Source organism: Stenotrophomonas sp. 71799_Sma, assembly GCF_056482505.1.
This window is the reverse complement of record NZ_CM151202.1, coordinates 1,990,928-2,015,772: the sequence shown is the minus strand read 5'-3', so window position 1 is coordinate 2,015,772 and position 24,845 is coordinate 1,990,928. Positions and strand designations below refer to the sequence as shown.

The 24,845-nt window shown below is 58.9% G+C and carries 22 protein-coding genes and 1 tRNA gene; 16 read left to right on the top strand and 7 right to left on the bottom strand.

The window, feature by feature from the left end:
* Positions 1-17: 17 nt before the first annotated feature.
* Complete coding sequence (locus ACZK4Z_RS09385) at positions 18-1,697, bottom strand: hypothetical protein (RefSeq protein WP_478451453.1); 1,680 nt, start codon at positions 1,695-1,697, stop codon at positions 18-20.
* Between ACZK4Z_RS09385 and ACZK4Z_RS09380 the strand changes: the two genes are divergently transcribed.
* Positions 1,668-2,402, top strand: coding sequence for a tyrosine-type recombinase/integrase (locus ACZK4Z_RS09380; protein ID WP_478451451.1), 735 nt, complete (start codon positions 1,668-1,670; stop codon positions 2,400-2,402). The genes ACZK4Z_RS09385 and ACZK4Z_RS09380 overlap by 30 nt on opposite strands.
* A 6-nt stretch (positions 2,403-2,408) precedes the next feature.
* On the opposite strand, the gene ACZK4Z_RS09375 is transcribed toward ACZK4Z_RS09380, so the two are convergent.
* From ACZK4Z_RS09375 to ACZK4Z_RS09360, 4 genes are all read right to left on the bottom strand, one after another.
* The gene (locus ACZK4Z_RS09375; RefSeq protein WP_478451450.1) at positions 2,409-3,365 is read right to left on the bottom strand and encodes a hypothetical protein; all 957 of its coding nucleotides are present in this window, start codon (positions 3,363-3,365) and stop codon (positions 2,409-2,411) included.
* A gap of 21 nt (positions 3,366-3,386) precedes the next feature.
* Positions 3,387-4,382: a hypothetical protein gene (locus ACZK4Z_RS09370; protein WP_478451448.1), complete on the bottom strand. Its 996-nt coding sequence runs from the start codon at positions 4,380-4,382 to the stop codon at positions 3,387-3,389.
* On the bottom strand, positions 4,379-4,897 hold the full coding sequence (locus ACZK4Z_RS09365) for a DUF6932 family protein (protein ID WP_478451447.1): 519 nt from the start codon (positions 4,895-4,897) through the stop codon (positions 4,379-4,381). The genes ACZK4Z_RS09370 and ACZK4Z_RS09365 overlap by 4 nt, the downstream gene beginning before the upstream one ends.
* Positions 4,898-5,022: 125 nt before the next feature.
* Positions 5,023-5,099: transfer RNA gene (locus tag ACZK4Z_RS09360), tRNA-Arg, on the bottom strand.
* 109 nt (positions 5,100-5,208) lie between these two features.
* Between ACZK4Z_RS09360 and ACZK4Z_RS09355 the strand changes: the two genes are divergently transcribed.
* The 6 genes from ACZK4Z_RS09355 to ACZK4Z_RS09330 all read left to right on the top strand — a co-directional run bounded on the left by ACZK4Z_RS09355 (position 5,209) and on the right by ACZK4Z_RS09330 (position 11,008).
* Positions 5,209-5,799, top strand: a complete 591-nt coding sequence (locus ACZK4Z_RS09355; protein ID WP_478451445.1) for a phosphatase PAP2 family protein — start codon at positions 5,209-5,211, stop codon at positions 5,797-5,799.
* 109 nt (positions 5,800-5,908) lie between these two features.
* Entirely contained in the window at positions 5,909-6,217 is a 309-nt protein-coding gene (locus ACZK4Z_RS09350; protein ID WP_478451444.1) for a hypothetical protein, read from the top strand.
* 88 nt (positions 6,218-6,305) lie between these two features.
* Positions 6,306-7,412, top strand: a complete 1,107-nt coding sequence (locus ACZK4Z_RS09345; protein WP_010484747.1) for a polysaccharide biosynthesis/export family protein — start codon at positions 6,306-6,308, stop codon at positions 7,410-7,412.
* 13 nt (positions 7,413-7,425) lie between these two features.
* Positions 7,426-8,118: a YjbF family lipoprotein gene (locus ACZK4Z_RS09340; protein ID WP_478451442.1), complete on the top strand. Its 693-nt coding sequence runs from the start codon at positions 7,426-7,428 to the stop codon at positions 8,116-8,118.
* A complete protein-coding gene (locus tag ACZK4Z_RS09335; RefSeq protein ID WP_478451441.1) occupies positions 8,115-8,888 on the top strand; it encodes a capsule biosynthesis GfcC family protein in 774 nt (257 codons plus the stop codon). Before ACZK4Z_RS09340 ends, ACZK4Z_RS09335 begins: the two co-directional genes overlap by 4 nt.
* Positions 8,888-11,008 (top strand): YjbH domain-containing protein, encoded by a 2,121-nt coding sequence (locus ACZK4Z_RS09330; RefSeq protein WP_478451439.1) that lies wholly within the window; start codon positions 8,888-8,890, stop codon positions 11,006-11,008. Before ACZK4Z_RS09335 ends, ACZK4Z_RS09330 begins: the two co-directional genes overlap by 1 nt.
* A 190-nt stretch (positions 11,009-11,198) precedes the next feature.
* Here the strand turns inward: ACZK4Z_RS09330 and ACZK4Z_RS09325 are convergent, their stop codons facing one another.
* On the bottom strand, positions 11,199-13,427 hold the full coding sequence (locus tag ACZK4Z_RS09325) for a polysaccharide biosynthesis tyrosine autokinase (protein WP_478451437.1): 2,229 nt from the start codon (positions 13,425-13,427) through the stop codon (positions 11,199-11,201).
* Between the two features lie 38 nt (positions 13,428-13,465).
* Positions 13,466-13,906, bottom strand: coding sequence for a low molecular weight protein-tyrosine-phosphatase (locus tag ACZK4Z_RS09320; RefSeq protein ID WP_049421330.1), 441 nt, complete (start codon positions 13,904-13,906; stop codon positions 13,466-13,468).
* A 309-nt stretch (positions 13,907-14,215) separates the two neighbouring features.
* Between ACZK4Z_RS09320 and ACZK4Z_RS09315 the strand changes: the two genes are divergently transcribed.
* The 9 genes from ACZK4Z_RS09315 to amaB all read left to right on the top strand — a co-directional run bounded on the left by ACZK4Z_RS09315 (position 14,216) and on the right by amaB (position 24,822).
* Positions 14,216-15,637, top strand: coding sequence for an undecaprenyl-phosphate glucose phosphotransferase (locus ACZK4Z_RS09315; protein WP_478451436.1), 1,422 nt, complete (start codon positions 14,216-14,218; stop codon positions 15,635-15,637).
* Positions 15,638-15,736: 99 nt separating this feature from the next.
* Positions 15,737-17,071, top strand: coding sequence for an oligosaccharide flippase family protein (locus ACZK4Z_RS09310; RefSeq protein WP_478451435.1), 1,335 nt, complete (start codon positions 15,737-15,739; stop codon positions 17,069-17,071).
* Between the two features lie 66 nt (positions 17,072-17,137).
* Entirely contained in the window at positions 17,138-17,926 is a 789-nt protein-coding gene (locus tag ACZK4Z_RS09305; RefSeq protein ID WP_478451434.1) for a glycosyltransferase, read from the top strand.
* The gene (locus ACZK4Z_RS09300; RefSeq protein WP_478451433.1) at positions 17,923-19,233 is read left to right on the top strand and encodes a polysaccharide pyruvyl transferase family protein; all 1,311 of its coding nucleotides are present in this window, start codon (positions 17,923-17,925) and stop codon (positions 19,231-19,233) included. The genes ACZK4Z_RS09305 and ACZK4Z_RS09300 overlap by 4 nt, the downstream gene beginning before the upstream one ends.
* Positions 19,234-19,235: 2 nt before the next feature.
* Positions 19,236-20,345 carry a glycosyltransferase gene (locus tag ACZK4Z_RS09295; RefSeq protein WP_478451432.1) on the top strand — a complete coding sequence of 370 codons (1,110 nt, stop codon included), beginning with the start codon at positions 19,236-19,238 and terminating at the stop codon, positions 20,343-20,345.
* The gene (locus ACZK4Z_RS09290; protein ID WP_478451431.1) at positions 20,335-21,471 is read left to right on the top strand and encodes an EpsG family protein; all 1,137 of its coding nucleotides are present in this window, start codon (positions 20,335-20,337) and stop codon (positions 21,469-21,471) included. Before ACZK4Z_RS09295 ends, ACZK4Z_RS09290 begins: the two co-directional genes overlap by 11 nt.
* 10 nt (positions 21,472-21,481) lie before the next feature.
* Complete coding sequence (locus tag ACZK4Z_RS09285) at positions 21,482-22,030, top strand: acyltransferase (RefSeq protein ID WP_478451430.1); 549 nt, start codon at positions 21,482-21,484, stop codon at positions 22,028-22,030.
* Between the two features lie 63 nt (positions 22,031-22,093).
* The gene (galE, locus tag ACZK4Z_RS09280) at positions 22,094-23,131 is read left to right on the top strand and encodes a UDP-glucose 4-epimerase GalE (RefSeq protein ID WP_478451429.1); all 1,038 of its coding nucleotides are present in this window, start codon (positions 22,094-22,096) and stop codon (positions 23,129-23,131) included.
* A gap of 158 nt (positions 23,132-23,289) precedes the next feature.
* Positions 23,290-24,822, top strand: coding sequence for an L-piperidine-6-carboxylate dehydrogenase (gene amaB / locus ACZK4Z_RS09275; RefSeq protein WP_478451428.1), 1,533 nt, complete (start codon positions 23,290-23,292; stop codon positions 24,820-24,822).
* Positions 24,823-24,845 lie beyond the last annotated feature (23 nt).

Below are 24,845 nucleotides of genomic sequence, written 5' to 3'. Positions count from 1 at the left end.
GCGCCTCCCGCCATTTGCTATTGCCACCAACCCATGCGAGTGGCGAGCTGCCCGTTCGGGTAGAAGCAACGCCAGTGACCGTCGCTGTACTCGGTGCGCTGGCCGCTGTTGCTAGGGGAGGACACGCGGAACACTTCCGCCAGAACATCAAAGGCAGATATCTCACCCGTAGCTGAGAGCTGCACTCCACCAATCTTTTTGTCAGCTCGAACACTCACCCCCCACTGCGCGGTGGCCTGCGCACCTGATGCGGAAAACGTCGGGGGCTTGGTTGCTCCATCGGCGACTTCGCTGAACATCGGATACCACATCCAGTAGAAGGGATCCAACTCACCTGTGCCCACCAACAAATAGAACACCACGGCCTGCACAGCTCCAATTGGAGCTTTACCGATGACGAACGGCCGGTTGTACTGATCCAGTGGAAGCTTCGCTTGCCCAGTTGGGCCCACGACAGGTGTGAGCATCCGCCCAATGACCTGATCCGCTGCGTTCTTCCATTCAACGTACAGCTGTATCCGACAGCGATGGACATTTATGTATGCGGAAAAGCAGTAGAACCTGCCTGCAACCACAGGAATACCCGGCCCCCAGCCAGCATTCTGCGAACCTGCAGCCCACTGCCCTGCACGGTAGCCAGACGCAGCGGACCGCACACCGTAGGGCAGATACGCTTCGTTGCTGCTACTTGCGAATTGATTCGGTGCAACCCAGGTGACGTTGCTCCAAGCGGGGAACAGACTATTGGGAATCAAGTTGCCGGAGCTTCCTTGCTCATTGATCTGCGCCTGCATGGTCACCACCACGGCCGCGTCAGCCTTATCCTCCAGCCCGACTTGCACTCCTTGAAGCGCCACGGCGTTAGCGCTGATCCTCCCGTCCTGCCGCGAAACCTCCGTCTTTAGCTGATCGAAGCCATCCGCCGACACGTCCCCCACCTGCGTCTTCAGGCTCACCAGATCCTGCGCAGTCGCGTCCAGCTTGCTGCCCTGCTGGTTCACCGTCGTGGTGAGGCCGGCCGTTGCAGCAGCATTGGCGGTGATCTTGACCTCGTTGGTAATGTCGTAAAACTCGATCCGGTCAATCAGGACTCGGGCCGGGCCCGTAGACCCTGCACGGTTCGTCACCCACACGTGGGACAGGACTTCCGTACGATCGTCACCGATGGGGTGCTCTAGCTGGAACCGCTGCCACTCCGTGGTCAGGTTCGGGGTTGTCTGGTCGTTGCTACCCTCGCCAGCCACCCCACCCGTACGCACACGGCAGCGAGCCGTGATCGACGCAGTGCCCGAGATTGCCCGAGCAACAACGACGGTGCGCATGCGGCGGCCGGTGCCCGCCTTCATACCCGACCAGCGATTACCGTTGGCGAACAGACCTGGCGACTGGGTCGCGTTCTGTACCACGGTCACGTCTACCGCCGAGCCGATCTGCCCCGCACCGTTGGACCACACAATGTCACCACCAGTAGCGCCCGTGTTCGTCTTCACGAACGGGGCCATGCCGCCGTCGAAACCGGAATTGGTGTTGATGTTGTCGCCGCGGTTGAACGTGGTGGTGATGGTGGTATTTAGATCGGTGACCTGGCTTGCTGTGCTGGCCAAGGTGTTCTCGGCGCTCGTTACCCTGGAGGCCACCCGACCACGATTTCGAAGGCCAGGAGCGAAGTGAAGCGATTCATCGAGCGCTTCGGCCACCGGCCCATCGATAGTATCCGGGCAGTCGAGGTCGAGCAGTACAAGCGCTCCAGGCTGCTGGACGACAAGGCGGCAAAGGAAACAGTGGGGAAGGAGATTCGACGGCTGAAGGCGGCGTTCAACCGCGGCGTCGAATGGAAAGAGCTGGACGTTAACCCGCTCGCCTCAGTGAAGGCGCCTCGCGGCGTGCGGAGCGTGGCAGTCAAGTTCTATGACAGGGCGGCCATGCGCCGTCTGTATCGGGCGAACCCTGAGCGGGCGCCGCTGTGGCTTTTCATGGCCCACACCGGGCTAAGGCGGGGCGAGATCATCGGCCTGGAGAAAAGCTCGGTTGTCGCGGGCCGCCTCCTGGTGGAGAGTGACCCGGATGAAAGCGGTGAAGGCAGGACGAAGTCAGGAAAATGGCGGGAAGTTCCCCTCAACCGCTACGCCAAGTGGGCGCTACGCCACTTGCCTGATCCGCTCGTCACGGTGCACAAGGACACCGTATCCGACTGGTTCAAGAAGGATTCGGACCTAGCCGGTGTAGGCGGGCACCTTCACAGGCTCCGTCACACGTTCTGCGCATACATGGTGATCGCCGGAGTGCCTCTCCGCCGAGTACAGCTGCTAGCAGGACACGCAGATTACGCGACGACTGAAAAATACTACGCCCATCTATCGCCAGAGGGTGATGAGAGAGCGGTATCTAAACTCAAGTACTAGCTGACGCTAATCCGGATGGTTGACTTGCCGACCAGCACAAGTCGCGCATTTCAGCCAATCATCCGAAATCACATTCCCGCGACACAATTCATCCTCACAGCTCAACCGATAAACGGGTTGCACCTTATCGCACAGAGGACACCATATGGTCTTCGATTCTGGCGAATTTGGCTCCAGCACAGCCGAGAACACCTTCACGCCAGAATCCGAAAATGTCTCCCACGTACACTGGGGACAAATGTAACGCCGCCTACCCGCGGGGAGACCAAAGTGCTCCTCAAACTCAGCACCCGAAAGAATGGACTCAAGGGTCAAAAACTCTGATACGACATGCCCATCGCTCCATCGATCTTCGTCAGGATAGAGTTTACTACCACTCGATTGATCAAGAGATGCCCTCCGGAAGTCCAGCCATTTACCCCCAACTAGATTCTTATGAATAGCGAGAATCGACCTGATCAACTCTTTCACCTTAACAGCAACACCCGAGTCAACAATATGCATAATGGAATTTCGGCGAATTCGCAGATTCTCCAGCTGCGACTTGAACGAATCGCTGAGCGAAGACGACGAGCAACGATCGTGCAAGCGCACAATATCCTGCGCATCGATCGTACGAAGTTTAGAGAATGATGTGTCGCCACTAGCATCAGCCTTAGGCCAGTCCCTAACGCTATTTGAAAGCAATAGAAACGGGCTCACATCCGCAATTCTTCCTTTAAGATAGAACTCAGCAGATTGGTGGGCAATTGCGAGTATGGTGCTCAGCCTGGTCGTAGCCGATCTCCAGTACTCCTCCTCTGCAACCACCCTCGACTCGTCCCCCTCAATCTCTGAGTCGGCAAGCCACTCCTGAGCTGCCTGAAGATCGACCAATAGTGACATCAAATCTCCCCACGCCTGATTCAGAAGTGCGGAGCCAATAGCCTCAAAATCTGCACCAGTTGGGATGTCCTTGATCAAACCTATCTCTCTTCAACGATCTTAGATCAGGGTCGGCTGAAGCACGGAACGATCTCCGCCGAGGACGCGCACTTCGGAGACCAGCAGCATTCTTGGAAGCTCACCAGCTGCTTCTGCAGCCAAACCAATGACCTCCACGTGCTGCCCAACAAGCGCCTGGATATCTATGAACACTTCCGGGCTCACTCGACAGCGGACCGACCGATCTGGATATTGTTCGATTCGCCTGAGTTCGAATCTTTCGAAATCCAAGTCAAGCTCCCGAACCTCGCCGCGCAGAGTCACTACGTTATGTCCGGAGCGGAATGATCCTCGCAGCTGGTGCTTTAGTTCATTCCTAACTTTGGGTGTAAGCCCCTCACCCATAAACGCCCTACCCTGATCTGCAGAGGCGAGAGTGATCTTGGTAATACCCACTCTCCCTGTGGGAGCGAGACGAGCAACGGCAACAAGAGCAGCATCCCGAACCACAGCGTCTGGGATCTCCGCCAACACTTCGGGAGCGTCATCATTTAAATGTTGGCTGACCAGCCGAATTGACCTCATCGCCTCTCGGGTTGCAATGAGAATCCGATCATCTTCGCCCAGCAGATGCTGCTGCCCAGTCCGTGATGTTGGGGGCTCCGCCTTGACCCCGATGTAGAGACTTCCTGGCGCGAGCGCAGAGAGCGACAGCTCGACATCCTTGTCGGATAGGTGCGTGCCAGCTCCCATGTTCGCCACAGCCTTCGCGACGGAAAACACCTGGGTTCGGATGTTCGCGAAGATTGACTCGACCAGACTGAGCTTGGGGGTGTGATCAGCCAGTGCTGGGCCTTCAATGTGGAACACCAGATCGGAATCATCCATCGCACGGGCCAACGGAAATTCCGCCTCATAGATTCGCTCTACTTCTCGCAGATAGGGCGCGATCGCATCTGCCTCATTGAGACCGAATTCTCGCGCCATCGAGCGCGCATGCTCGATCTGCGCCTGAAGTATCTGGGCCTTCGAATGAACCTCGGTAACCCATTTCATTGCGGTATCCTTAGGATGCCCTTGCGCGCGCCGACAGACATATTTTTAGCCTGCATTTCCTCCACCCGAACGTACTGGAAGAACTTTCGCAGGTCACTAGGCGCCCCGGGGAAGTACACCCAAAAATCCACTTGATAGATGTTCTTGATTTCCTGTTGCCGCGTGGTCATCAACAGAAAGGCAGCACGAATCTGGTCACCGGAGGCCGCTGAGCAATCCAAAACGAAATCGATGTCTCCAGGGAAAGCCTTGTCCGTCGAATAGCTCCCGTCCAGGTAGTACGGCAGGGCTAAGCCTTCACCATCGAGAAATCGAAGGAAGTCTCGCAGCTTTGCCAGTAAGGCAGCACGGTGCTCATTGTGAGCGAACGTCTCTTCGAACTCTGTGAAATCACACAGATGTTCACCCGCAGGAAGATATCCCTCCTGCGTTAAAGCCGGGATCGGCATCCCCTCCCCCTGTTCATCGGTCCCTGAAGCCGCAAATTTCCCAGATGCTGAGACCGAGCGCAACAATCACGCGCCTCCGGACTCCGAGTCCTGCGCCGAAGGAGCGTGTGCCAACTGTGCCAAAAAGCATGCTTAGGACAGCAAAATAGAGCACCCTGAAGCCAAGGGCGAACAGCTAAGTGCTTGATATATGGTGACCCCGGCCCGATTCGAACGGGCGACCTTCCCCTTAGGAGGGGGACGCTCTATCCAGCTGAGCTACGGGGCCATTGGCAGCGGGAAAGGATACCTCGTCTGGCTGAATGGACCAAGCGCGGGGCGTTCTGCAGGGCACTCGGAGTAGATATGCTGGCCCGCCGCGACCCGTTGTGAACTGGATGTCCGACGTCTGGCGAACCCTCTCCGCCCTCGGCGACAGCCGCTGGCTGCTGCCGATGGCCCTGGTGCTACTGATAACCCTGCCCCGTGCAGACGCACGCCTGAAATGGCGATGGCTGCTGGCCGTCGCCGTCACCGCCGGCGTCACGCTTGCCTCAAAGCTGGCCTTCATGGGCTGGGGGATTGGCATCAAGAGCGTGCACTTCACCGGTTTCTCCGGGCATGCCGCAATGTCCAGTGTCGTCTATCCGGTCGTTGGTGTACTGATTGCCGGCCCCGGCAATCGCGCACGGGCGATCGGCCTGGTAATGGGCGTGCTGCTGGCCACCGCCATTGCCTGGTCACGAATCCCGCTGCATGCCCATAGCCTTTCGGAAGTCATTGCCGGGCTGGCTCTTGGGCTGAGCTGCAGCACGTGGGCACTGCAGGCCGCATCACCCGTCGGTCGCGCCCCTGCGCTGGCTGTTGTCGCTGCCGTACTCGCAGGAATGGTGCTGCCCCTCGCCTTGCCGGACGTCCATACGCACCAACTCGTCATTGCACTAGCAAAGCTCATCTCCGGCAGGGCTGAGATCTTCCAAAACTTCTGAGAATCGCCAGGGCGACTCCACATTTCCTTCACGTTCCTTGACAGGGCAAATGAATAGAAGCCAACATAGCGGTGGAAAAATTTCCCTCACGGAGTAGGAGACCCCGTAGATGAAGAAGATGATTGCCGCCCTGGCCCTGCTGGGCCTGTCCTCGCCGGTGTTCGCTCAGGAAGCTCCTGTCGCCACCGAAACCAGCGCTGAAGTTGCTGGCGCTGAAGCTGCTGGCGCTGCCGCCACCGGCACCCTGACCACCGTCGCTACCGTGGGTCTGGGCATCGCCGCTGCTGGCGTGCTGTACAGCGTTGCTGCTGACAGCAGCAAGGATGACGCGGGCAACAACGGCGGTACCGGCACCACCAACCCGCCGACCGGCACCACCGGTACGACCGGCACCACCGGCACTACCGGCACCAACTGATCGGTCCGCCGAAGCAGTAACCCCGCCCTCGCCGGGCGACGTTCGGCGAGGGCTTTTTCATGCCCGATCGGGCCAGGAACAGATTTCGATGGACTGCAAGCGTTTCGTAGCCACAATGACGGTGGCACTCACCCTGACCGGCTGCATGTGGGCGCCAGGCCAGCATCTTCGCTCGAGCACCTTCGCTCGCGATGATCAGCCCATTGGCAACGACCAGATCGAACTGATTCCGATCACGCCCAAGTTGATCGCCATGGAGCGCGCCACCCGCGATGTCGCGGCGCTGCCCGCCGCCCTGACCCAGTATCAGCCGGGCCCCTACCGCATCGGTGCGGGCGACATTCTCTACATCACCGTCTGGGATCACCCCGAACTGACCGTGCCGGCCGGCCCGCAGCAGCAGCTGAACGCCGCAGGCCGCCTCGTGCAGTCCGACGGAACGCTCTTCTATCCCTATATCGGCAAGATCACCGCCACGGGCAAGACGCCCGGCGAACTGCGCGAAGAGATCTCCACCAAGCTGGCCCGCTACATCGAAGCGCCGCAGGTGGACGTTTCCATGCTGACCTATGCCAGCCAGCGCGTCTGGGTTACCGGCGCCTCGCGTCAGGCCGCCACTGTTCCGCTGACGGTAACGCCACTGACGATGGGCGACGCCATCAGCCAGGCGGGCCTTGATCCGGCACAGGCCGACCTGTCCGGCATTCGCCTGACACGTGACGGCACCACCTACACCATCGACCTCGACCGACTGGGTCGCAGCGGCGGCGGCGACACCAATGTGTTCCTCAAGTCCGGCGATCACATCTACGTGCCCTATCTCGACCACAAGGAAGTATTCGTGGTCGGCGAAGTCAATCAGCCGGGCGCTATGAACTTCAAGACCGGCGAGATTTCCCTGAGCCAGGCACTTGGCCGTGCGCGCGGCCTGTTGCAGACCACCTCCAACGGCAACGCTGTCTACGTGATCCGCGGTTCGAATGACCTGCAGAGCACTCCGTCGCAGGTGTTCCACCTGGAAGCCAAGTCGCCGACCGCATTTGCCGTGGCCAGCCAGTTCGACCTGCAGCCCGGCGATGTCGTGTTTGTCGGTGCCGCCGGCGTAACCCGCTGGAGCCGGTTCGTGAACCAGCTGCTGCCGTTCACCTCCATTATCAGCAACGCCGCCAGCGCGCGCAGCGACCTGGACAAGTAAGGTGGCCCGCACCATGAGCAGGATCGCTCAGGCTGCCACCCGACATGCAACCCGCCAGCGCCCCGTGGCGCTGGCCTTGCTTGTTCTCATCACCGCAACCAGTTGCGGTGTCGTGGGCAAGACCAGCGTCAAGTCGGTCCAGATGGCACTGCAGGGCAAGCCCAACGTGGAACCCACGGCCACCGAGGTGGGCGCCAATCGATTCCCGCAGATCAAGGTCACCGGTCCAGCGGGTGGCGCCGTTCTGGTGCTTGGCAACATCGACTCCGGGCGCCAGGCGTGGTACAGCTCCGAGCGAAGCATCGTCTTCCTAAAGGATGGCATCGTCGTCGGAACCCATGGCAGCAGCCCGGAACTTGAGGACTTGACGCTCGAAGGGGATTCCCCCTTCCACGCGCTGCATCGGATAGCGGATGGCACGACCGTGCAGCGCCATTACGACGTCATGCCTTATTACCGGTATGGAATGAGCGTCACCGGCACCCTGACCACCCTGGGCAAGGAGAAGGTCCATATCCTGGAGAGCGAGCGCGAGCTGTTGCACGTGCGGGAGCGACTTCAGGGCGACGGCTGGAAGCGCGACAACCACTACTGGGTCGATCCTGCCAACGGGTTCATCTGGAAGAGCATCCAGGCCATCGCTCCCGACACCAGCCTTGAAGTTGTCCAGCTCAAGCCCTACTCGCAGGACCTGCAGAACCGATGACACTGCGACCGATCATCCTTGGGCTGGCACTGGCGCTGGCCTCACATGCGCACGCCTCATCGCCGATCAACGTCGAAGCGGCCGGTCATGTTCGCAATCCCGGCATGCACACGCTTCCCGCCGAGGCCCGCCTCAGCACAGCCGCACTTGCTGCAGCGCCGGAAGAGGAAGCCTATATGCTGGGCGCCGCCCTTCTTCGGCAACGTGCACTGACGCCACAGACCCGCCTCAAAGCGGGCCTGCTCTTCGATCTTGAAACACTCGCCTCCCAGCAGGATGCTCCGGAGCTTGCCGACGCGGCCGCACAGCTGGCGCGCGAGCTCGGTGACATGCCAGTGACCGGGCGCGAACCGCAGCTCCTTGATCCGCGCCGCCTGGAAGCCAGTGTCGCGGAAAATCGACCCGCGCTGGCCGGCGACCGCATCGTCTATCCCGGCCGACCCGAAACCGTGCAGGTTGTTGGCGCGGTCGTACAGCCGTGCAAGCTACAGCATCAAGCCACACTTGACGCACGAAGCTACCGCAACGCGTGTGCCTTGCTGCCAGCAGCGAGCCGGGATGATCTCTACGTCATCCAGCCCGACGGCAAAGTGCAGCAACTCGGCGTGGCCCTGTGGAACCGCAGCACCCCCGTGCACCTTGCCCCTGGCGCCATAATCTACGTGCCGCTGGACGCCGCCAAGATCCGCACGATCGCCCCCGATGTCAACGAGGATGCCGTGCGCTTCCTTGCCACCCAGGTGCTGGATGCACCCGGAGTTTCATACTGATGCGCCATCGCTCCATCCCACTGGCACGCGCCAGTGTTGCCCTTCTCAGCCTGAGCGTCAGCGCTGTATTGCACGCACAAACAGCCCCTGCGCCCACCGCCAGCGATTGGGGCGGCGTCGGCCTGCTGCAGACCCCCACCGCACGTATGGCCGACGACGGCGAAGTGAGCTTCACCGCAAGCCATACCTCGCCCTACAGTCGCTACAACGTGGTGATGCAGCCCCTGCCATGGGTTGAAGGTGCGTTCCGCTATGTTTCGGTCGCAAACCGACGCTACGGTCCGGAATGGCTGAGCGGCAAGCAGAACTACAAGGACAAGTCGATCGACCTCAAGGTCAGGCTGTGGCAGGAAAGCCGATGGGCCCCCGAGGTGTCCGCAGGCTTCCGCGATATCGGTGGTACCGGCCTGTTCTCCAGCGAGTACCTGGTTGCAAGCAAGCGGTTCGGACCGATCGATGCAAGCCTTGGTCTTGCCACCGGCTACATCGGCAATCGAGGAGACTTCTCGAATCCGCTTCGGGTGATCAGCGATCGCTTTGAAGAGCGCCCGCGCGCGCAGGGCACTGGCAACTTCAACAGCAAGGGCATGTTCCGCGGTCCCGTCGGCATTTTCGGCGGCATCGCCTACCAGACACCCTGGGAACCCCTGCAGCTGAAGCTTGAGTATGACGGCAACGACTACAAGCGCGAACCACAGAACAACAATCAGACTCAGAAGAGCCCGATCAACCTTGGCGCAAGCTATGCCGTGAATCCCAACGTGCAACTGCATCTTGGCTGGGAACGGGGCGACACAGCCATGTTCGGCATTACCCTGCGCGGCAATGTGGCGCGGGCGAAGTCCACGCCCAAGCTGCTGGATCCGCCTCCGGTTGCGCGAGCATCCGCGGCACCCTCTGCGCAGTCAATGGGTGACATCGACTGGTCCGCCTTGAGCCGGACCCTGGAAGAGAACGCCGGCCTTCGTGTCACGGGCATCAGCCGACGTGGATCGGAAGTCATCGTCAGCGGTGAACAGCGTCGGTTCTACTACCCCGCGCAGGGTGTTGGGCGTGCGGCGCGCATCCTGGATTCCGAACTGCCATCCGATACCACCTGGTTCACGATCGAGAATACCCGTCTAGGCGTACCCGTCGTGGAAAGCAGCATCGAGCGCAGCACCTTCAACAGCTACCTCGACAATCGCACCCCGTTGAGCGAGCTGGCTGGCCACATCGAGCAGGCGGCGCCTGCGCAGCAGCGCCGCGAGAGTCTCTATATGGCCCCACTTCGACGCTATGACGGCGCGTTCAATATTGGATACCAGCAGCAGCTGGGTGGACCGGATGGCTTCTTCCTGTTCCAGGTCGCAGGCACCTACTCGGTCAACTTCCACTTCACGCGGAATACCTGGCTGAGTGGAACGGCCAGCTACAACGCGTACAACAACTACGACCGCTTCCGCTACGACGCGCCTAGCAACCTGCCCCGGGTCCGCACCAACATCCGTAAGTACCTGACCACGGAAGACCTGACCCTGACCAACCTGCAGTTCACCAGCAATCATCAGCTGGGCAAGGACCTGTATGGTTCGGCCTACGCCGGCCTGTTCGAGGCCATGTACGGCGGCGTGGGTGGCGAGATCCTCTATCGCCCCCTCAACGAGCGCTGGGCGGTGGGTGCCGAGCTGAACTGGGTGAAGCAGCGCGATTTCGATCAGCGCTTCAGCTTCCGCGACTACAGCACCACCACCGGCCACGCCAGCTTCTACTATCAGTGGGGCGATGAGCACAAGATCACCAGCATGATCAGCGCTGGCCGCTATCTGGCGAAGGACTGGGGCGCCACGATCTCGGTCGCGCGCGCCTTCGACAACGGCGTGAACATGGGCGCGTACGCCACCAAGACCGACGTTTCGTCCAAGGACTTTGGCGAAGGCAGTTTCGACAAAGGCATCTTCATTTCGATTCCCTTCGACTTCCTGCTGCCTCGCTCGACGCGCGCGCGCGCAACGTTCGCATGGAATCCGCTGTACAGGGACGGCGGCGCACGCCTGAGCCGAAGCTATGCGCTTTACCAGCTGACTTCAGAGCGGGATCCGGACTTCTTCTTCGACAATCTCGACAGAATTGACGACTGACGACTGACGGCGGGCACCCTCTCCATTCGACAGAAACCAAGGAAGGGCCGACTGCCAGCGCAGCCGGCCCTTCTCGTTTGCCTACGCTGCTCCAGTCTCCTGCAGCCAAAAGAAAGGGCCGGTTGCACATGCAACCGGCCCTTTCTGTCTCTCGGAGGGGAAAGCCCTTTAGCTGACCCCGTCCGGGCAATTACTTCTCGCTTGAGGCGTACTCGTAGTAACCGTAGCTGTAGTAGCCCGTGGCACGCTTCTCCACCGCATTGAAGATCGCGCCCTTCACCTTCACGCCATTCTGCTCTAAGCGCTTCATCGAAAGCTCGATCTCCTTCGGCTGGTTCACGCCGAATCGAGTCACCATCAAGGTAGAGCCGGCGTGGTTGGCCACAATTGCGGCGTCGGTGACGGCAAGAATCGGCGGCGTATCGACGATCACCAGGTCGTACTCCTTGGCCAGGCCCTCCAGCAGCTGAAGGAACCGCGGGTGCATGAGCAGCTCCGACGGGTTCGGCGGAATATCACCCCGGGTGATGTAATGCATGTTCTCCAGGCCCGGGACAGCATGAATTGCATCCTGCAGGGTCACCTTGCCAGCCAGTACATCAGACAAGCCCCCGGAATGCGACACGCCCAGCACCTTGTGCAGGGTGCCCTTTCGCATGTCAACGTCGATGACGAGAACCTTCTGGCCCGCCTGAGCGACGACAGCCGCCAGGTTCGCCGAAATGAAGGTCTTGCCGACGCCGGGGCGCGGCCCCGAGATGGCCAGAATGTTGTTCTTGGCCTCAAGCATCGCAAAGTGCAGGCTGGTACGGAGGCTGCGCAGTGCCTCCACCGCGAGGTCGGCAGGCTCGGCAGCGGCCAGAAGATGGGAGCGGCCATCTGCCACCACGCGCTTCTTGCCACCCTTGCCCTTCTGAACCTTCAGTAGATTCCGCGAGTTGCTGAGCGGAATGGCCGCGTACACCGGCAGCCCCAACTCCTCGATCTGCGCCGGATCCTCCACACCAGGATTCAGCATGCGAAGCAGGAAGACCGCGGCAGTGGACAGGAATGCGCCCAACAGGAACGACACAAGAACAATCAGCGGCTTGCGAGGCTTCACCGGCTTGCTGATATCGACGATCGCGTCGTCAACGATCCGGACATTGCCAACCGTACCGGCCCGCGCAACATCCAACTGCTGCGCCTGGTTCAACAGCGCGGTGTACAGCTCGTTGCTGACCTGCAGATCACGGGTATGTCGCAGCAGCTCCTGCTGCGTATCGGGCAGTGCGCTCACTTCACGCCGGAAGCCACTCTTGCGCGCCTCAAGCTCGCCAATCTGGTTCAACATCGCACGGTAAGCCGGATGCTCGCGCGTGAAGCTGCGATCCATCTCCGCCTGCTTCAGGCGCAGCTGCTGGATGCTGGCCTCAACGGCAACCTCCTGCTCGAGCAGCCCCTTGGTCTGCATCGTAATGTCGACGGAATTCGAACGGGACTGGTAGGCCGCCATTGCCGCCTGCGCGTCCTCAACCTGCTTGCGCACGGTTGGCAGCTGATCCTTCACAAAGGCAAGCTGCGTTGCCGCTTCAGCAGAGCCTCGATCAACATTCTGCCGGACGTACGCTTCGGCAATGTTCTGCACCAGCGCCTGCGCACGATCCGCATCGGTGTCTTCATAGCTGACACGAAGGATGCCAGAGTCCTTGCCCTGTTCGGATGCACGGATGTCTTCCTGCAGCCCGGCGATCACGTCCAGGCGACGCTGCTTGGTCAGCGTGAAGCGCATGCCCGGATTGGCATTCAGGCTCGCGACTTCAATCTTGATCCCGCGGGCCTCGGCGGGCATGCCGACCTTGCCGGCAAGAATGGTTTCGCCCTCGTCATCAAGCAGCGAGTACTCCCCGGCCTTGTCACCCGCAACAAGCATCATCGGCTCGTCGAGCAACCGTGCTGGAACGTCCAGGCGATGGATCTTCAGCTCATCGCCGCCCCAGCCATAGCTGGAAAGCCCCAGAACCGGAGCCGCCACTTCGCCCTCAGTCTCACCCGAGAAACGACGCGCAATCAGTCCGCCCACCAATGGGAAACGCCGAGGCTCGATGACCGTCTCGAGCTGCATCTTGTCGACCGCGGTACCAACGATCGTGCGCGAGGTCAGCAGCGCAACTTCAGTGGTGGATGCGGTACTGCCGCCCCCGCCCAGAGAGGTCAGATCTGCAAGACCCGGAATGGTGGGCATCTTCGACTCAACCTGCACCGTGGCCTCAGCCCGATACACTGGCGGCGTCAGGATCGCGTAGGCGGCGCCAACCATCGCGAACAGGAAGGTTGTTCCCAGGATCCACCACTTGCGGTCAATCAGAACGCCCAGCAGATCCCGCAGATCAATCTCGTCGTCTTCGCGGGTAGGCCGCGCACTGGTTTCCTTGGTCATAGCTTCCGTTTCGTGAAAAAACCGCACCAGTGCGGCAATTACTTGATGTGGCTGGCCCAGCGGGCAACGCCCTGCTCGATCAAACCGTAGACGTGTTCGAACGCAATCCGCTGCTGTCGGTAAGGATCGGGGATCTCCGACCTTCCGTCCCAATGCCCCAACAGGAACGTCTTGCCGCTCACCTGAGGAACCTCGCGGGCGATTCGCGCCACGTGGGACTGCTCCATCACCAGCACCAGGTCAGCCGCCGCAAGCACAGATGGCGTCGCCAGACGCCCTCGATGGGCGCTGGGATCATGCCCCTTCTCCCGAAGCAGCTCTCCTGCGGTCTCATCTATCGGCCGACCGACCAATGCCTGAAGCCCTGCAGATGAGACCTCTACCCCCGTGCGGTCCCGAAGCTGGTGCCGCATGAGCACTTCTGCGGTTGGGCTTCTACAGATGTTTCCGATGCAGACCAGCAGCACCTTGTTGAACATGAGCCAATCCTCTGGCGGGCGACGTGGAGCGCGTACGCCAGCAGGCAACGCTACGCATACGAAAGAAAACTAGCCGAGCAGCATACCTGACATGAGGGCGTAACTGAACCCAGCCCTACCAGGGCAACGGAGCGGCACCCTACCCCGGAAATCCTGACCCGGGTCACGTTTGGGTGAAGGTTCTGTTATCATCCTGTGATCGATTGTAACAGCTAACTGGTTGGACTGACCGCCGGATCGGCGCCGCCAGCCCCCCGGGCAGCGAGGCGATTGCTGGATGCACGGATCCTCAACAAGGAAGAAATCGACATGTCTTACATGCCCGCACGGCACCAGGCCGGGCTTTGGAACGTCTCGGGAAACAGGTTCACTCCTGCGCTCAGCCTGGCCTTGAGGATCGGGGATCCTGTCGTCCTGGTGGCGGCTGCACTAGCAGCCTATGCAATGAGATTCGGCGATCTGCACATGCCGATGAACTACGCCCGGCTGGTCTCCATCACAGTTCTTTTCGCGCTTCTGGTCCTTGGATCCTCGTCATTGTACGAGAGCTGGCGCGGGCGCGGCCTGCTCGCGGAACTCGGCAAGGTCGTGATGAAGCTTGCCGTGATCTTCGGAGGCCTTCTCGCCTACTCGACCGCAATCCAAGTCACGGATGAGCTTTCGCGCATTTGGCTTGCTACCTGGTTTGGCTTGAGCCTGACTGGCGCATTTGCCCTCCGAGTTGGCGTTCGCGGCATCGCTGGCTGGATCCGTGCTCGTGGCGCAGACCTCCGCAGCGCTGTCATCGTCGGTGCCACTACCGACTCGGAGCACATTGTCAGCTCCCTGCGATCGGCGACCTGGGCAGGCATCGATGTGCGCGGCTGGTTCGCGACCCCATCTGATCGAGGCAGCGTGCAGCACGCAAGCAGACTGGGCGATCTGGAAGGGCTCGGCGCGTACGTGGAGGCCAATCATATCGACCAGGTGTGGATTGCCCTGCCGATGCGCGACGAAGACAATATCGCAATTGCCCTGAATCAGCTGCAGCATTCCACTGCCGATATCAAGTTCGTGCCTGACATGTTCGGGCTGCATCTGCTGAACCATTCCGTCGAGCAGGTCGCCGGCCTTCCCGTCATCAATCTCCAGCAGACTCCGCTCCAGGGCGGCGCCCGCCTGATCAAGGCCTTGGAAGACCGTATCCTTGCCGGCCTCATCCTGCTCATGATCTCCCCGATCATGCTCGCGATTGCGGTGGCGGTGAAGCTGAGCTCCCCGGGCCCGATCTTCTATCGGCAAGAGCGGATGAGCTGGAACAACAAGACGTTCTGGATGCTGAAGTTCCGCTCGATGCCGGTCGACGCCGAAGGCGCGTCTGGCGCAGTGTGGGCGAAGGCCGGCGAGAATCGCGCGACCCGCGTGGGCAGCTTCCTTCGGAAGACCAGTCTCGATGAACTGCCGCAGTTCATCAACGTCCTGCTGGGCGACATGTCGATCGTTGGACCGAGGCCGGAACGACCGGTGTTCGTGCACAAGTTCAAGCACGAGATTCCGTCCTACATGAAGAAGCACATGGTCAAGGCGGGCATCACCGGCTGGGCTCAGGTCAACGGCTGGCGAGGTTCGACCGATCTTCACAAGCGCATCGAGTGCGATCTTTTCTATATCGAGAATTGGTCGCTTTCGTTTGATCTGAAGATTGTCGTGATGACTCTGTTCAAGGGATTTGTCAACAAGAACGCATACTAAATCTCGACCGCCAGCCAGTGCAGAGTACAGCCGAGCACGAGGCAATATCGCAACCGATATCCCAGCTTGCGCCCGTTCGCAAGACGCTAGAAGAACATTGTGAGCAGCCCACCCCGCACCTCCAAGTCCCCTCGACTTACAGCCGCAATTCAAATCTGCCTCCTGTGGGGCGGCTCACTGGCGGGAGCAGGACTGGCCTTCCTTACCCAGGTCGTGCTCGGCAGACATATGGGGCCAGGCGACTATGGCATCTTCAGCAATGCGCTTGCGCAATGCATGTTGCTTTCGCAGGTAGCTGGACTTGGCCTCCAAACTTTTTGGCTCAGTGTTTATGGCCGAGAAGGGCGTCATGGGGCAAGATGGATTCCCGGCAGCCTGAAACTCCTTGCAGCATCCTCGACACTGGCGGTGCTCACACTGTTCCTCATCGCAGCTCTTGGCCCAGGCTCCCATCGCACAGCCGAAACACTCGCTTTAATGGCGCCAAGCATTTTGGGCTTCGCAGCAGTCGAGCTTGTGGCAGCCAAGCTTCAGCTTGAGGAACGATTCGCATCAGTCGCAGCATGGCAGGTGATTCATCACGGGCTGAGATTCGCGCTCATCTTTCCCATTGTGATGACTGCCACTGGCGAAATCCTGCTTGAGACCACCGCAGCGTACTCGCTAGCAGCAGTGATCATTGTTGCTATCGCAATCCAGCAGCTGCGCCGGATGCTGCGCAATGATTTTGAACCGCTCGGGCACCACGGCCACCGGGCGCGCGAGGACACAGACGAAGCCCCGGGAGTACTGAGGACGCTCGTACACGTCTGGCCCTATGGCGCCGACACCCTTCTCTACCTTGCCTACTTCCAATGCAGCAATATTCTGCTGCTGTATCTCGCCGGGGATCGCGACGCAGGCATATATTTTGCCGCCTTCACGATAATGAATGCGGCGTACCTCTTGCCGACGACGCTTTACACCAAGTTTCTTCTATCGAAGCTTCATCGATGGGCTCATCATGATCAGACCAAGCTGCTCCGCGCGCTCAAAGCCGGAAGCGCCTCGATGCTCGCGGCCGGTACCGCATGCGGACTTGCCATTTGGCTCGCCAGCGACTTCATCATCAACGTCCTGTATGGCTCGAGATTCCAGGACGCCAAGCCCGTCCTTGTGACTCTGGCGATCTGCGCCCCGATTCGATTCGTCAGCACCAGTATCGGTGCGATTCTGACTACCGGCTCTCAAATGCGAATGCGCGTGACAATCAAAGCACTCTGCGCTGCCCTCTGCGTGGCCCTCAACATGCTACTTATTCCGGGGCACGGAGCTACGGGAGCGGCGGTCGCCACCCTCGGAACCGAAATAGGGTTATTACTGCTTTTTTCGATTGCCATCTACGTTAGACGCACCGCTATATTCAGGAGTGCGCACACTCAGTATGCGCACTAATCTAAATAGAATAACATCCTGACAGGAACTACAGTGGAAACAAGGAATCCAGCCATCTCAGTCATCATGGCTGAATTTAATACGGACCCAGGGCATCTTGAGGCATCGGTACGGAGTATCACGACTCAAACGTTTGATGATTTTGAGCTCATCATTGTGGACGATGGCGGAAGAAATGACCTCGAAGAACTGAAGGCACGAATTGGCGACAGCAGGATCAGGATTATCCACAACGGCGAAAATAGAGGCTTCGTCTATTCGCTAAATCTAGCAATCCAAGCCGCGAGGGCGCCGCTCATCGTAAGAATGGATACTGATGACATAGCAATGAATGATCGCATTGAAAAGCTTTATAAATTCATGTGCGACCACCCAGAATTCACTGTAGCAGCCTCTCTTGCAATAGAGTTTTCCAATGAAACCGGCAATGGTCATATTCTCGGAAAGCCCGGAGAGAAGGGACCAAAGCAGCTCATGCACGGCGACGCCCCAATTCATCCGGCGGTAATTTATCGTCGTAGCGACGTCATTTCGGAAGGAATGTACGACAATTATCACCGCGCGGAAGATTTGGCACTTTGGTGCAAGCTCGTCGTAGCTGGGAAGCGAATCTTCGTTATGGACGAAATCCTGCTCAACTATCGCGTCAACCCGGGCGACTTCAGGAAGCGAACGCTGAAGAATCGCAGCGGCGAAATCAAGGCGCGTCTGCACTACTACCCCGCACTGGGCGCTTCTCCATTTGATTACTTTCATATCTGCAGATCAATTGTCGCCGGAATTCTCCCAACCAAGCTGGTGATCAGCCTACGCAATCTGTTTGTACTCGGCCCCAAGAAGGAACCCGGCGCATGACGCATGATCAGGCCCTCAATACTTACATGGACGTCAAGTGGAAGATAAAGCGCATCGTGTCCGACGCAAAATTTCCGCTACGCGGTAAGTTCAACCAAACAAGACATGAATTGAAGTCGCTTCGCGAAGTCGGGAAGCCGGATCAGAGTAAGCTCGGCATCAAGGGCCGAATTTATGTATTTCTTCTTGGGAACGAACTGGCCGCTGCGCTAATTCTTCTTGAACTCGCAATGCTGAAGGACGCCAAACGGCTAATCCCTTCTCAAATTGTCAATCTGTTTAAGTATCACTTCCTCCCGGCAAAGCTCCCCTCTAGCCACCAGCGGAAGGGCCGTACAGCGTATATTTTCATGGTCCCCGACCTAGGCAATATTGGCGACCTAGCAATTGGCCTTGCACAGAAATCCTTCCTAGAAAAGAATCTCCACGGCTACGACGTGGTTGAAATTACTCACAGCAACACTTACGAGTCGGCCCGAGTGGTCAAGAAGCACTCCACCGTGGATGACATTATATTTCTGACAGGTGGCGGAAATATGGGGACCATCTACAAAGATGCGGAGCAGCAACGCCGATTCTTGATACGTCTATTTAAAAGAAACCGCATCTATCAGTTTCCGCAATCAGTATTCTTCGAGCACTCCTCGGCCGGCGCAAAATTTCTTGCCAAATCCAAACGCATCTACTCGCAGCACACCAGATTGACGCTAATTGCCAGAGATCAGACCAGCTACAACAAGATGAAGTCCAGCTTCCCACAAAATGAGATTGCGCTTTACCCAGATACCGTCATCAGCTTGGCACCAGTTTCCTCCACAGAACCCAGAAGAAACCAGGTAGTACTTTCGATTCGCAGAGATATCGAGTCGGGACTCGATGGCAAAATGATTAATTCACTGGAGCATGAGCTGGTGAAGGCCGGAATTCAAGTCATACACCGTGACACCAACGTTGACAACATGCATCATCAGCTGGACGAGCGCGAAGGCTCGATATCAGCAATTTGGGACGCCTATCTTTCGTCCCGACTGGTAATCACTGATCGATTGCATGGCGTCATATTCTGCGCAATTACGGGCACACCCTGCGTTGCAATGGATAACCTCAACGGGAAAGTCCGGAATCTCATTGAGACATGGCTGCAACAGGCCAGTTACATCACGGCGGTCGACTGCCCCAGTACGGAAGAGATCCTGGAGAAAGCGTCCGCGATGCTGTCGAAATTCCCCCAAGGTGCAGCACCGATCACTCTGGATGCCGACTTCGAGCGCATGGCCGAGCTTTTCAAGCGCACAGGAAGGCATTGACCATGAGCAGAGTTGTTCACGTCGTCGAAGCGACCGCTACTGGCACTCTCACCATGGTATGTGCCGCAGCGAATCTTTCGGCAGCTAGAGGCATAAATGTTCATGTTATCTACTCCAGACGACCTGAAACTCCACGCAATGTCGCTACTCTGTTTCATCAAGATATCAAGCTCCACGAGCTTCCGATGGGAGGCTCGAATGCATTCAGAGCGATTTGGTCATTGCGCAAGAAGATGGTTCAGCTAGGACCGGATATCGTCCACCTGCACTCCTCTTTTGCGGGATTCATCGGACGCCTCGCCACATTTGGCATTTTGCGGAAAGCAAAGATTTTTTATAGCCCTCACTGCATCTCTGTCATGCGCCAGGATATCGGCGCCAAGCGATTCATATTCGCAGCTCTGGAACGCCTGGCCAGCATTAGGCGATGCACATACCTCGCGTGCTCAATGAGTGAGAAGAATGAAATTCTTCGCTGGACCGGCGCCAACGCCAAGCTTCTGGAGAATGCCGTAGAGTCCGTTTCGACAGTTGAATCAATTGACGCCACGCCACGCAACGGCCCGATAAAGGTCGTAACAGCAGGGGGCGTGCGCTTACAGAAGGGACCCGAGGAATTTGCGACCATTGCAAGAACGTGCCTGGAAGAAGGCATCGACGTAGAATTCAAATGGATCGGCCACGGGGAGCTTGAAGCAGTTGATAAGCTAGCCGACAGCGGCGTTTCAATTACTGGATGGTTACCCAAGACTGGCGTCTACGCAGAGCTGAACGCCGCAGACATTTACCTCTCAACCGCACGATGGGAGGGCCTTCCTGTATCCATCATCGAGGCAATGACCAGCAATACCTTAGTAATTGCCAACAAATGTGCAGGGAATGTCGATGTCATCGATCATGGGAGAACTGGGCTACTCTACTCCAATCCGCGTGAAGCGAAGGAGTTTATTCAGAGCATCGTCAATGACAGCCTTGATTTCAATCGAATCAAGCGCGCGGCAAATATTGAAGCGAAGACCCGTTTCTCGCTGTCCGCCTTTGACAAACGCCTACACGAACTTTACGGCATCCCTCTGAAATCCGACAAGACAGCCTATCACAATGAGCACTGAAGTCTTGCTCTCACTATTCCTTCCGATTTTCTTTGGCGCTGCAATTATTTGCCTCACCATTCGGAACACGCCAGCGTATGCAGCGACCACAAGCGCCAGCGCGCGGGCGCTGAAACTGATGCTTCTGGCAGCACCGGTATTTGTATACGGGTTCTATTTAGTCGCACTAAGACCCCTTGACGCTGGTAATGACACATTTCGCTACGTCCTCACCTACTCCAATCTGAATGGGCCAACTAGCGCAATCGCGATCGGGACCCTTTACTACGGCAATACGGAATTCCTCTGGTGGCCGCTTCAGAGCATTCTGGCAACCTTTCTTAATGCCTCGAACTGGCTGATCGCCAATTTCGTATTGGTGTTCGTCGCAACATGGCTCTTTTATCGTAGCGCGGCGCGCTCGTTAGGGCTGTCAAGCGCGATATTCGCCCTGGTTTTTCTTACGTTCTTCCTCGTGTACTCAGGGAACATCATGCGACAGGCGCTTGCGGCTCCGCTGGGCGCGCTTGGATTCTTCCTGTTCTTCCAGAGGCGCCGCATCTCTGCATCCCTCCTCATTGCCGTAGCGATTGGCTTGCACTGGTCCAGTGTGGCGTTCCTCGCAGCTCCATTGTTTAACCTACGCCTTCTTGATCGAGACAGGGCCTACCTGATCGTTGCTCTCAGCGCACTTATCTTCTCCACGCTGGCCTCCAAGATCATAGGAGACCTAGTCGCCACTATTGGCATATCTAGCTTGACTGACAAGTTCAATCTGTATTTCTCGGGGACACATGAATCGCATGTAGGAGCGGTATGGAAGACGGCAAACTTCTGGATATGCACCCTATTGTCAGCAACATTCCTTTCCTTCATTAACCCAAGATCTCTAAGTAACAGCTTCCTACACAAGTACACCTGCCTTTTTCTATCGCTAATTCTATTTGGCGTAAACACAGCAGACTTTGCCGAACGGTACATGCCCTTCTTGTTGCTGGCGGCCCCCCTCCAGGCAGCGCTATTGGTTGACAGGTTAAGAGCACCCTCCCCTCTTAAGAGCGCCATGTACCTCTACTCATTCATCGTCCTTTCCGCGCTCGTATTACTCGCCGAAAGTTCCCAGCACACGCTTGGCTACACATTGTAGAGGAATTGAAATGACCTATAGAGTCATGAGGCTAGTGGAGCTGGTACTAGCCGCCTTGAAGATCATATTGCTGAGGATGTGCTACGGCCCTAGCACACTGGCGGCACATCCCATCGGATTCGGCCCTCGCCTGAATATAAAAATAAGATCGGGAGGAAGCGTATCCATTGGAAAAATAATTTCTAGAAGCGATCTTTCGATATTCTGTGACGGAGGAAAGGTCATCATTTCCTCGGGCGTATTCTTTAATAATGGATGCTCTCTCAACTGCATGAGCAGGGTAGACATTGGAGATAACACGCTCTTTGGCGAAGGGGTTCGCATTTACGATCACGATCACGCCATTTCAGAAACGGGCATACCGCTGAAAGATAGCTTCCTGACCGCCCCCATAGTGATCGGCAGCAACTGCTGGGTTGGATCCAACGTATTGATCCTCAAGGGCGTGCGAATTTGTGATGGCGTAACCATCGGAGCGGGAGCAGTTGTCCGCAAGTCGATCTCCGAGCCTGGCGTCTACGTCGCAAAGCAGCTCACGAACCTTTCAAAGGTAGGCTAAATCCCTCGCCTGAAGTAAACCGACACCCTCTCGTGAATTAGTAACATCAAGGACGGAAACCTCATGACGCATATCCTCATCTGCGGCGGCGCCGGCTACATCGGCAGCCACATGGCCCAGTACCTGGCCGAGGCCGGCCACTCTGTAACCGTGCTCGACAACCTGTCCACGGGCCACCGCGACGCGGTCCGCTGGGGCGAACTGCTGGAAGCCGACCTGCTGGATCCCGAAGCGCTCGAACGCGCTCTCCATGGCCGCCAGTTCGATGCCGTGATGCACTTCGCTGCCCGCTCGCTGGTCGGTGAGTCCGTTACTGATCCTTATGCCTACTACGCCAACAACGTCACTGGCACACTGAACCTGCTTGCCGCCATGCGCCGCCACAACATCGATCGCATCGTGTTCTCCTCCACCGCTGCGGTATTCGGCAATCCACAGTCGGACGTGATCGATGAGGACCACCCCAAGGCGCCCATCAACCCTTACGGCGCCAGCAAGCTGATGGCAGAGCGGATTCTCGCTGACGCAGCCACAGCCTACGGCCTGCGTTCAACCTGCCTGCGCTACTTCAATGCCGCAGGCGCCCTGCCCGACCAGGGCATTGGCGAGGCCCATGCCTGCGAAACCCACCTGATTCCCAATGTCCTGCGTGCCGCATTGGGCATCGGCAACGCCATGAAAGTGTTCGGCAATGACTACGCAACACCCGATGGCACCTGCGTGCGCGACTATGTACACGTGCAGGATCTGGCCCAAGCCCACGCGCTGGCACTTGAGTACATGGAGCACACGCCCGGTGCGCACGCCTTCAATCTGGGCAATGGGCAGGGTTTCTCCGTCCATGAGGTGATTGCAGCCGCGGCAGCGGTCAGCGGACGCGAAATTCCGTTTGAGATGGCGGAACGCCGCCCGGGCGATCCGGCCAGCCTGGTGGCGTCTTCTGCCCGCGCTCGCGAGATCCTGGGTTGGCAGCCGCGCTGGACCGAGTTGGCGCCAATCATCGCCAGTGCCTGGCATTGGCATCGCTATCCTCCCGCGTGGTCGCCGCAGCCGGCCATTCCTGACACCGCGCGCAGCTTGGACGAAGCCCTGCCTGCCTGAACAGGCACCCCGAATAGGGATGGCCTATCGGTGCGGTTTCACCCCGCACCGCACCAAAGCCCAGCAACCTCCCTCTGCTACCATCGGCGGTTCTGTTCATCGCGTCCCCCACCTGCCCGCGATGGCGCCAAACAACGTAACGAAACACAGGAGTCTGCATGTCTTCCGAGCTGCTCAAGTCCCTTGGCCTGGACGCGATCAACGCTGGCACGTACCTGGGCAACGGGGAGTGGTCGAGCGCGACCAGCAGTGAGCTGATCACCCCGGTCAACCCGACCACCGGCGAGCCGATCGCGCAGGTCCGCGCGACCACCGAGGCCGAGTACGAGACCGTCGTCGCCCGCGCCCAGGAAGCCTTCAAGATCTGGCGCACCACGCCGGCCCCGCGCCGCGGTGAAGCCGTGCGCCTGTGCGGTGAGGCGCTGCGCAAGCACAAGGACGCTCTGGGTTCGCTGGTCGCCCTGGAAATGGGCAAGAGCAAGCCGGAAGGCGATGGCGAAGTGCAGGAGATGATCGACATCGCCGATTTCGCCGTGGGTCAGAGCCGCATGCTGTACGGCTACACCATGCATTCCGAGCGCCCCGGCCACCGCATGTACGAGCAGTACCACCCGCTGGGCCTGGTCGGCATCATCTCGGCCTTCAACTTCCCGGTCGCGGTGTGGAGCTGGAACTCGTTCCTGGCCGCCATCTGCGGCGACGTGTGCATCTGGAAGCCGTCCAACAAGACGCCGCTGACCGCCATCGCCTCGCTGAAGATCTGCAACGACGCCCTGCGTGAAGCCGGCTTCCCGGACATCTTCTTCCTGATCAACGATGCCGGCACTGCGCTGTCGGAGAAGATGGTCGATGACCGCCGCGTGCCGCTGATCAGCTTCACCGGCTCGACCCAGGTTGGCCGGACCGTCAACGAAAAGGTCGCGCGCCGCCTCGGCCGCTGCCTGCTGGAGCTGGGTGGCAACAACGCCATCATCCTGGACGAAACCGCCGACCTGAAGCTGGCCGTGCCGGGCATCGTGTTCGGCGCCGTCGGCACCGCCGGCCAGCGCTGCACCACCACCCGCCGCCTGATCGTGCACCGCTCGATCTATGCCGACGTGCTGGCCACGCTGGTCAAGGCCTACAAGCAGGTCGAAGGCAAGATCGGCGACCCGACCCATGCCGCCAACCTGATGGGCCCGCTGAACAGCGACGGCGCCGTGCAACAGTTCCTCGATGCCATCGCCCAGGCCAAGGCTGCCGGCGGCACCATCGAAACCGGCGGCACCCGCATCGACCGCGCCGGTAACTTCGTGCTGCCGGCGATTGTCTCGGGCCTGAAGAACAGCGACGCCGTGGTCCAGCACGAGACCTTCGCGCCGATCCTGTACGTGATGCCGTACGACACCCTCGATGAAGCCATCGACATGCAGAACGGCGTGCCGCAGGGCCTGTCGTCTTCGATCTTCACCCAGAACCTGAAGACCGCCGAGAAGTTCCTGTCGGCGGCCGGCAGCGACTGCGGCATCGCCAATATCAACATCGGCACGTCCGGTGCTGAGATCGGTGGTGCCTTCGGTGGCGAGAAGGACACCGGCGGTGGTCGCGAGTCCGGCTCGGATGCGTGGAAGGTCTACATGCGCCGCCAGACCAACACCATCAACTATTCGGATTCGCTGCCGCTGGCGCAGGGCATCAAGTTCGACCTGTAACGCTATCTGTAGTGCCGGGCCAT

Bases quoted from the DNA above. Each gene is read 5' to 3' on its own strand.
- ACZK4Z_RS09370 (WP_478451448.1), bottom strand. From the start codon at position 4,382: ATGAAATGGGTTACCGAGGTTCATTCGAAGGCCCAGATACTTCAGGCG.
- ACZK4Z_RS09355 (WP_478451445.1), top strand. From the start codon at position 5,209: ATGTCCGACGTCTGGCGAACCCTCTCCGCCCTCGGCGACAGCCGCTGG.
- ACZK4Z_RS09350 (WP_478451444.1), top strand. From the start codon at position 5,909: ATGAAGAAGATGATTGCCGCCCTGGCCCTGCTGGGCCTGTCCTCGCCG.
- ACZK4Z_RS09345 (WP_010484747.1), top strand. From the start codon at position 6,306: ATGGACTGCAAGCGTTTCGTAGCCACAATGACGGTGGCACTCACCCTG.
- ACZK4Z_RS09340 (WP_478451442.1), top strand. From the start codon at position 7,426: ATGAGCAGGATCGCTCAGGCTGCCACCCGACATGCAACCCGCCAGCGC.
- ACZK4Z_RS09335 (WP_478451441.1), top strand. From the start codon at position 8,115: ATGACACTGCGACCGATCATCCTTGGGCTGGCACTGGCGCTGGCCTCA.
- ACZK4Z_RS09330 (WP_478451439.1), top strand. From the start codon at position 8,888: ATGCGCCATCGCTCCATCCCACTGGCACGCGCCAGTGTTGCCCTTCTC.
- ACZK4Z_RS09325 (WP_478451437.1), bottom strand. From the start codon at position 13,427: ATGACCAAGGAAACCAGTGCGCGGCCTACCCGCGAAGACGACGAGATT.
- ACZK4Z_RS09320 (WP_049421330.1), bottom strand. From the start codon at position 13,906: ATGTTCAACAAGGTGCTGCTGGTCTGCATCGGAAACATCTGTAGAAGC.
- ACZK4Z_RS09315 (WP_478451436.1), top strand. From the start codon at position 14,216: ATGTCTTACATGCCCGCACGGCACCAGGCCGGGCTTTGGAACGTCTCG.
- ACZK4Z_RS09305 (WP_478451434.1), top strand. From the start codon at position 17,138: ATGGCTGAATTTAATACGGACCCAGGGCATCTTGAGGCATCGGTACGG.
- ACZK4Z_RS09300 (WP_478451433.1), top strand. From the start codon at position 17,923: ATGACGCATGATCAGGCCCTCAATACTTACATGGACGTCAAGTGGAAG.
- ACZK4Z_RS09295 (WP_478451432.1), top strand. From the start codon at position 19,236: ATGAGCAGAGTTGTTCACGTCGTCGAAGCGACCGCTACTGGCACTCTC.
- ACZK4Z_RS09290 (WP_478451431.1), top strand. From the start codon at position 20,335: ATGAGCACTGAAGTCTTGCTCTCACTATTCCTTCCGATTTTCTTTGGC.
- ACZK4Z_RS09285 (WP_478451430.1), top strand. From the start codon at position 21,482: ATGACCTATAGAGTCATGAGGCTAGTGGAGCTGGTACTAGCCGCCTTG.
- galE (WP_478451429.1), top strand. From the start codon at position 22,094: ATGACGCATATCCTCATCTGCGGCGGCGCCGGCTACATCGGCAGCCAC.
- amaB (WP_478451428.1), top strand. From the start codon at position 23,290: ATGTCTTCCGAGCTGCTCAAGTCCCTTGGCCTGGACGCGATCAACGCT.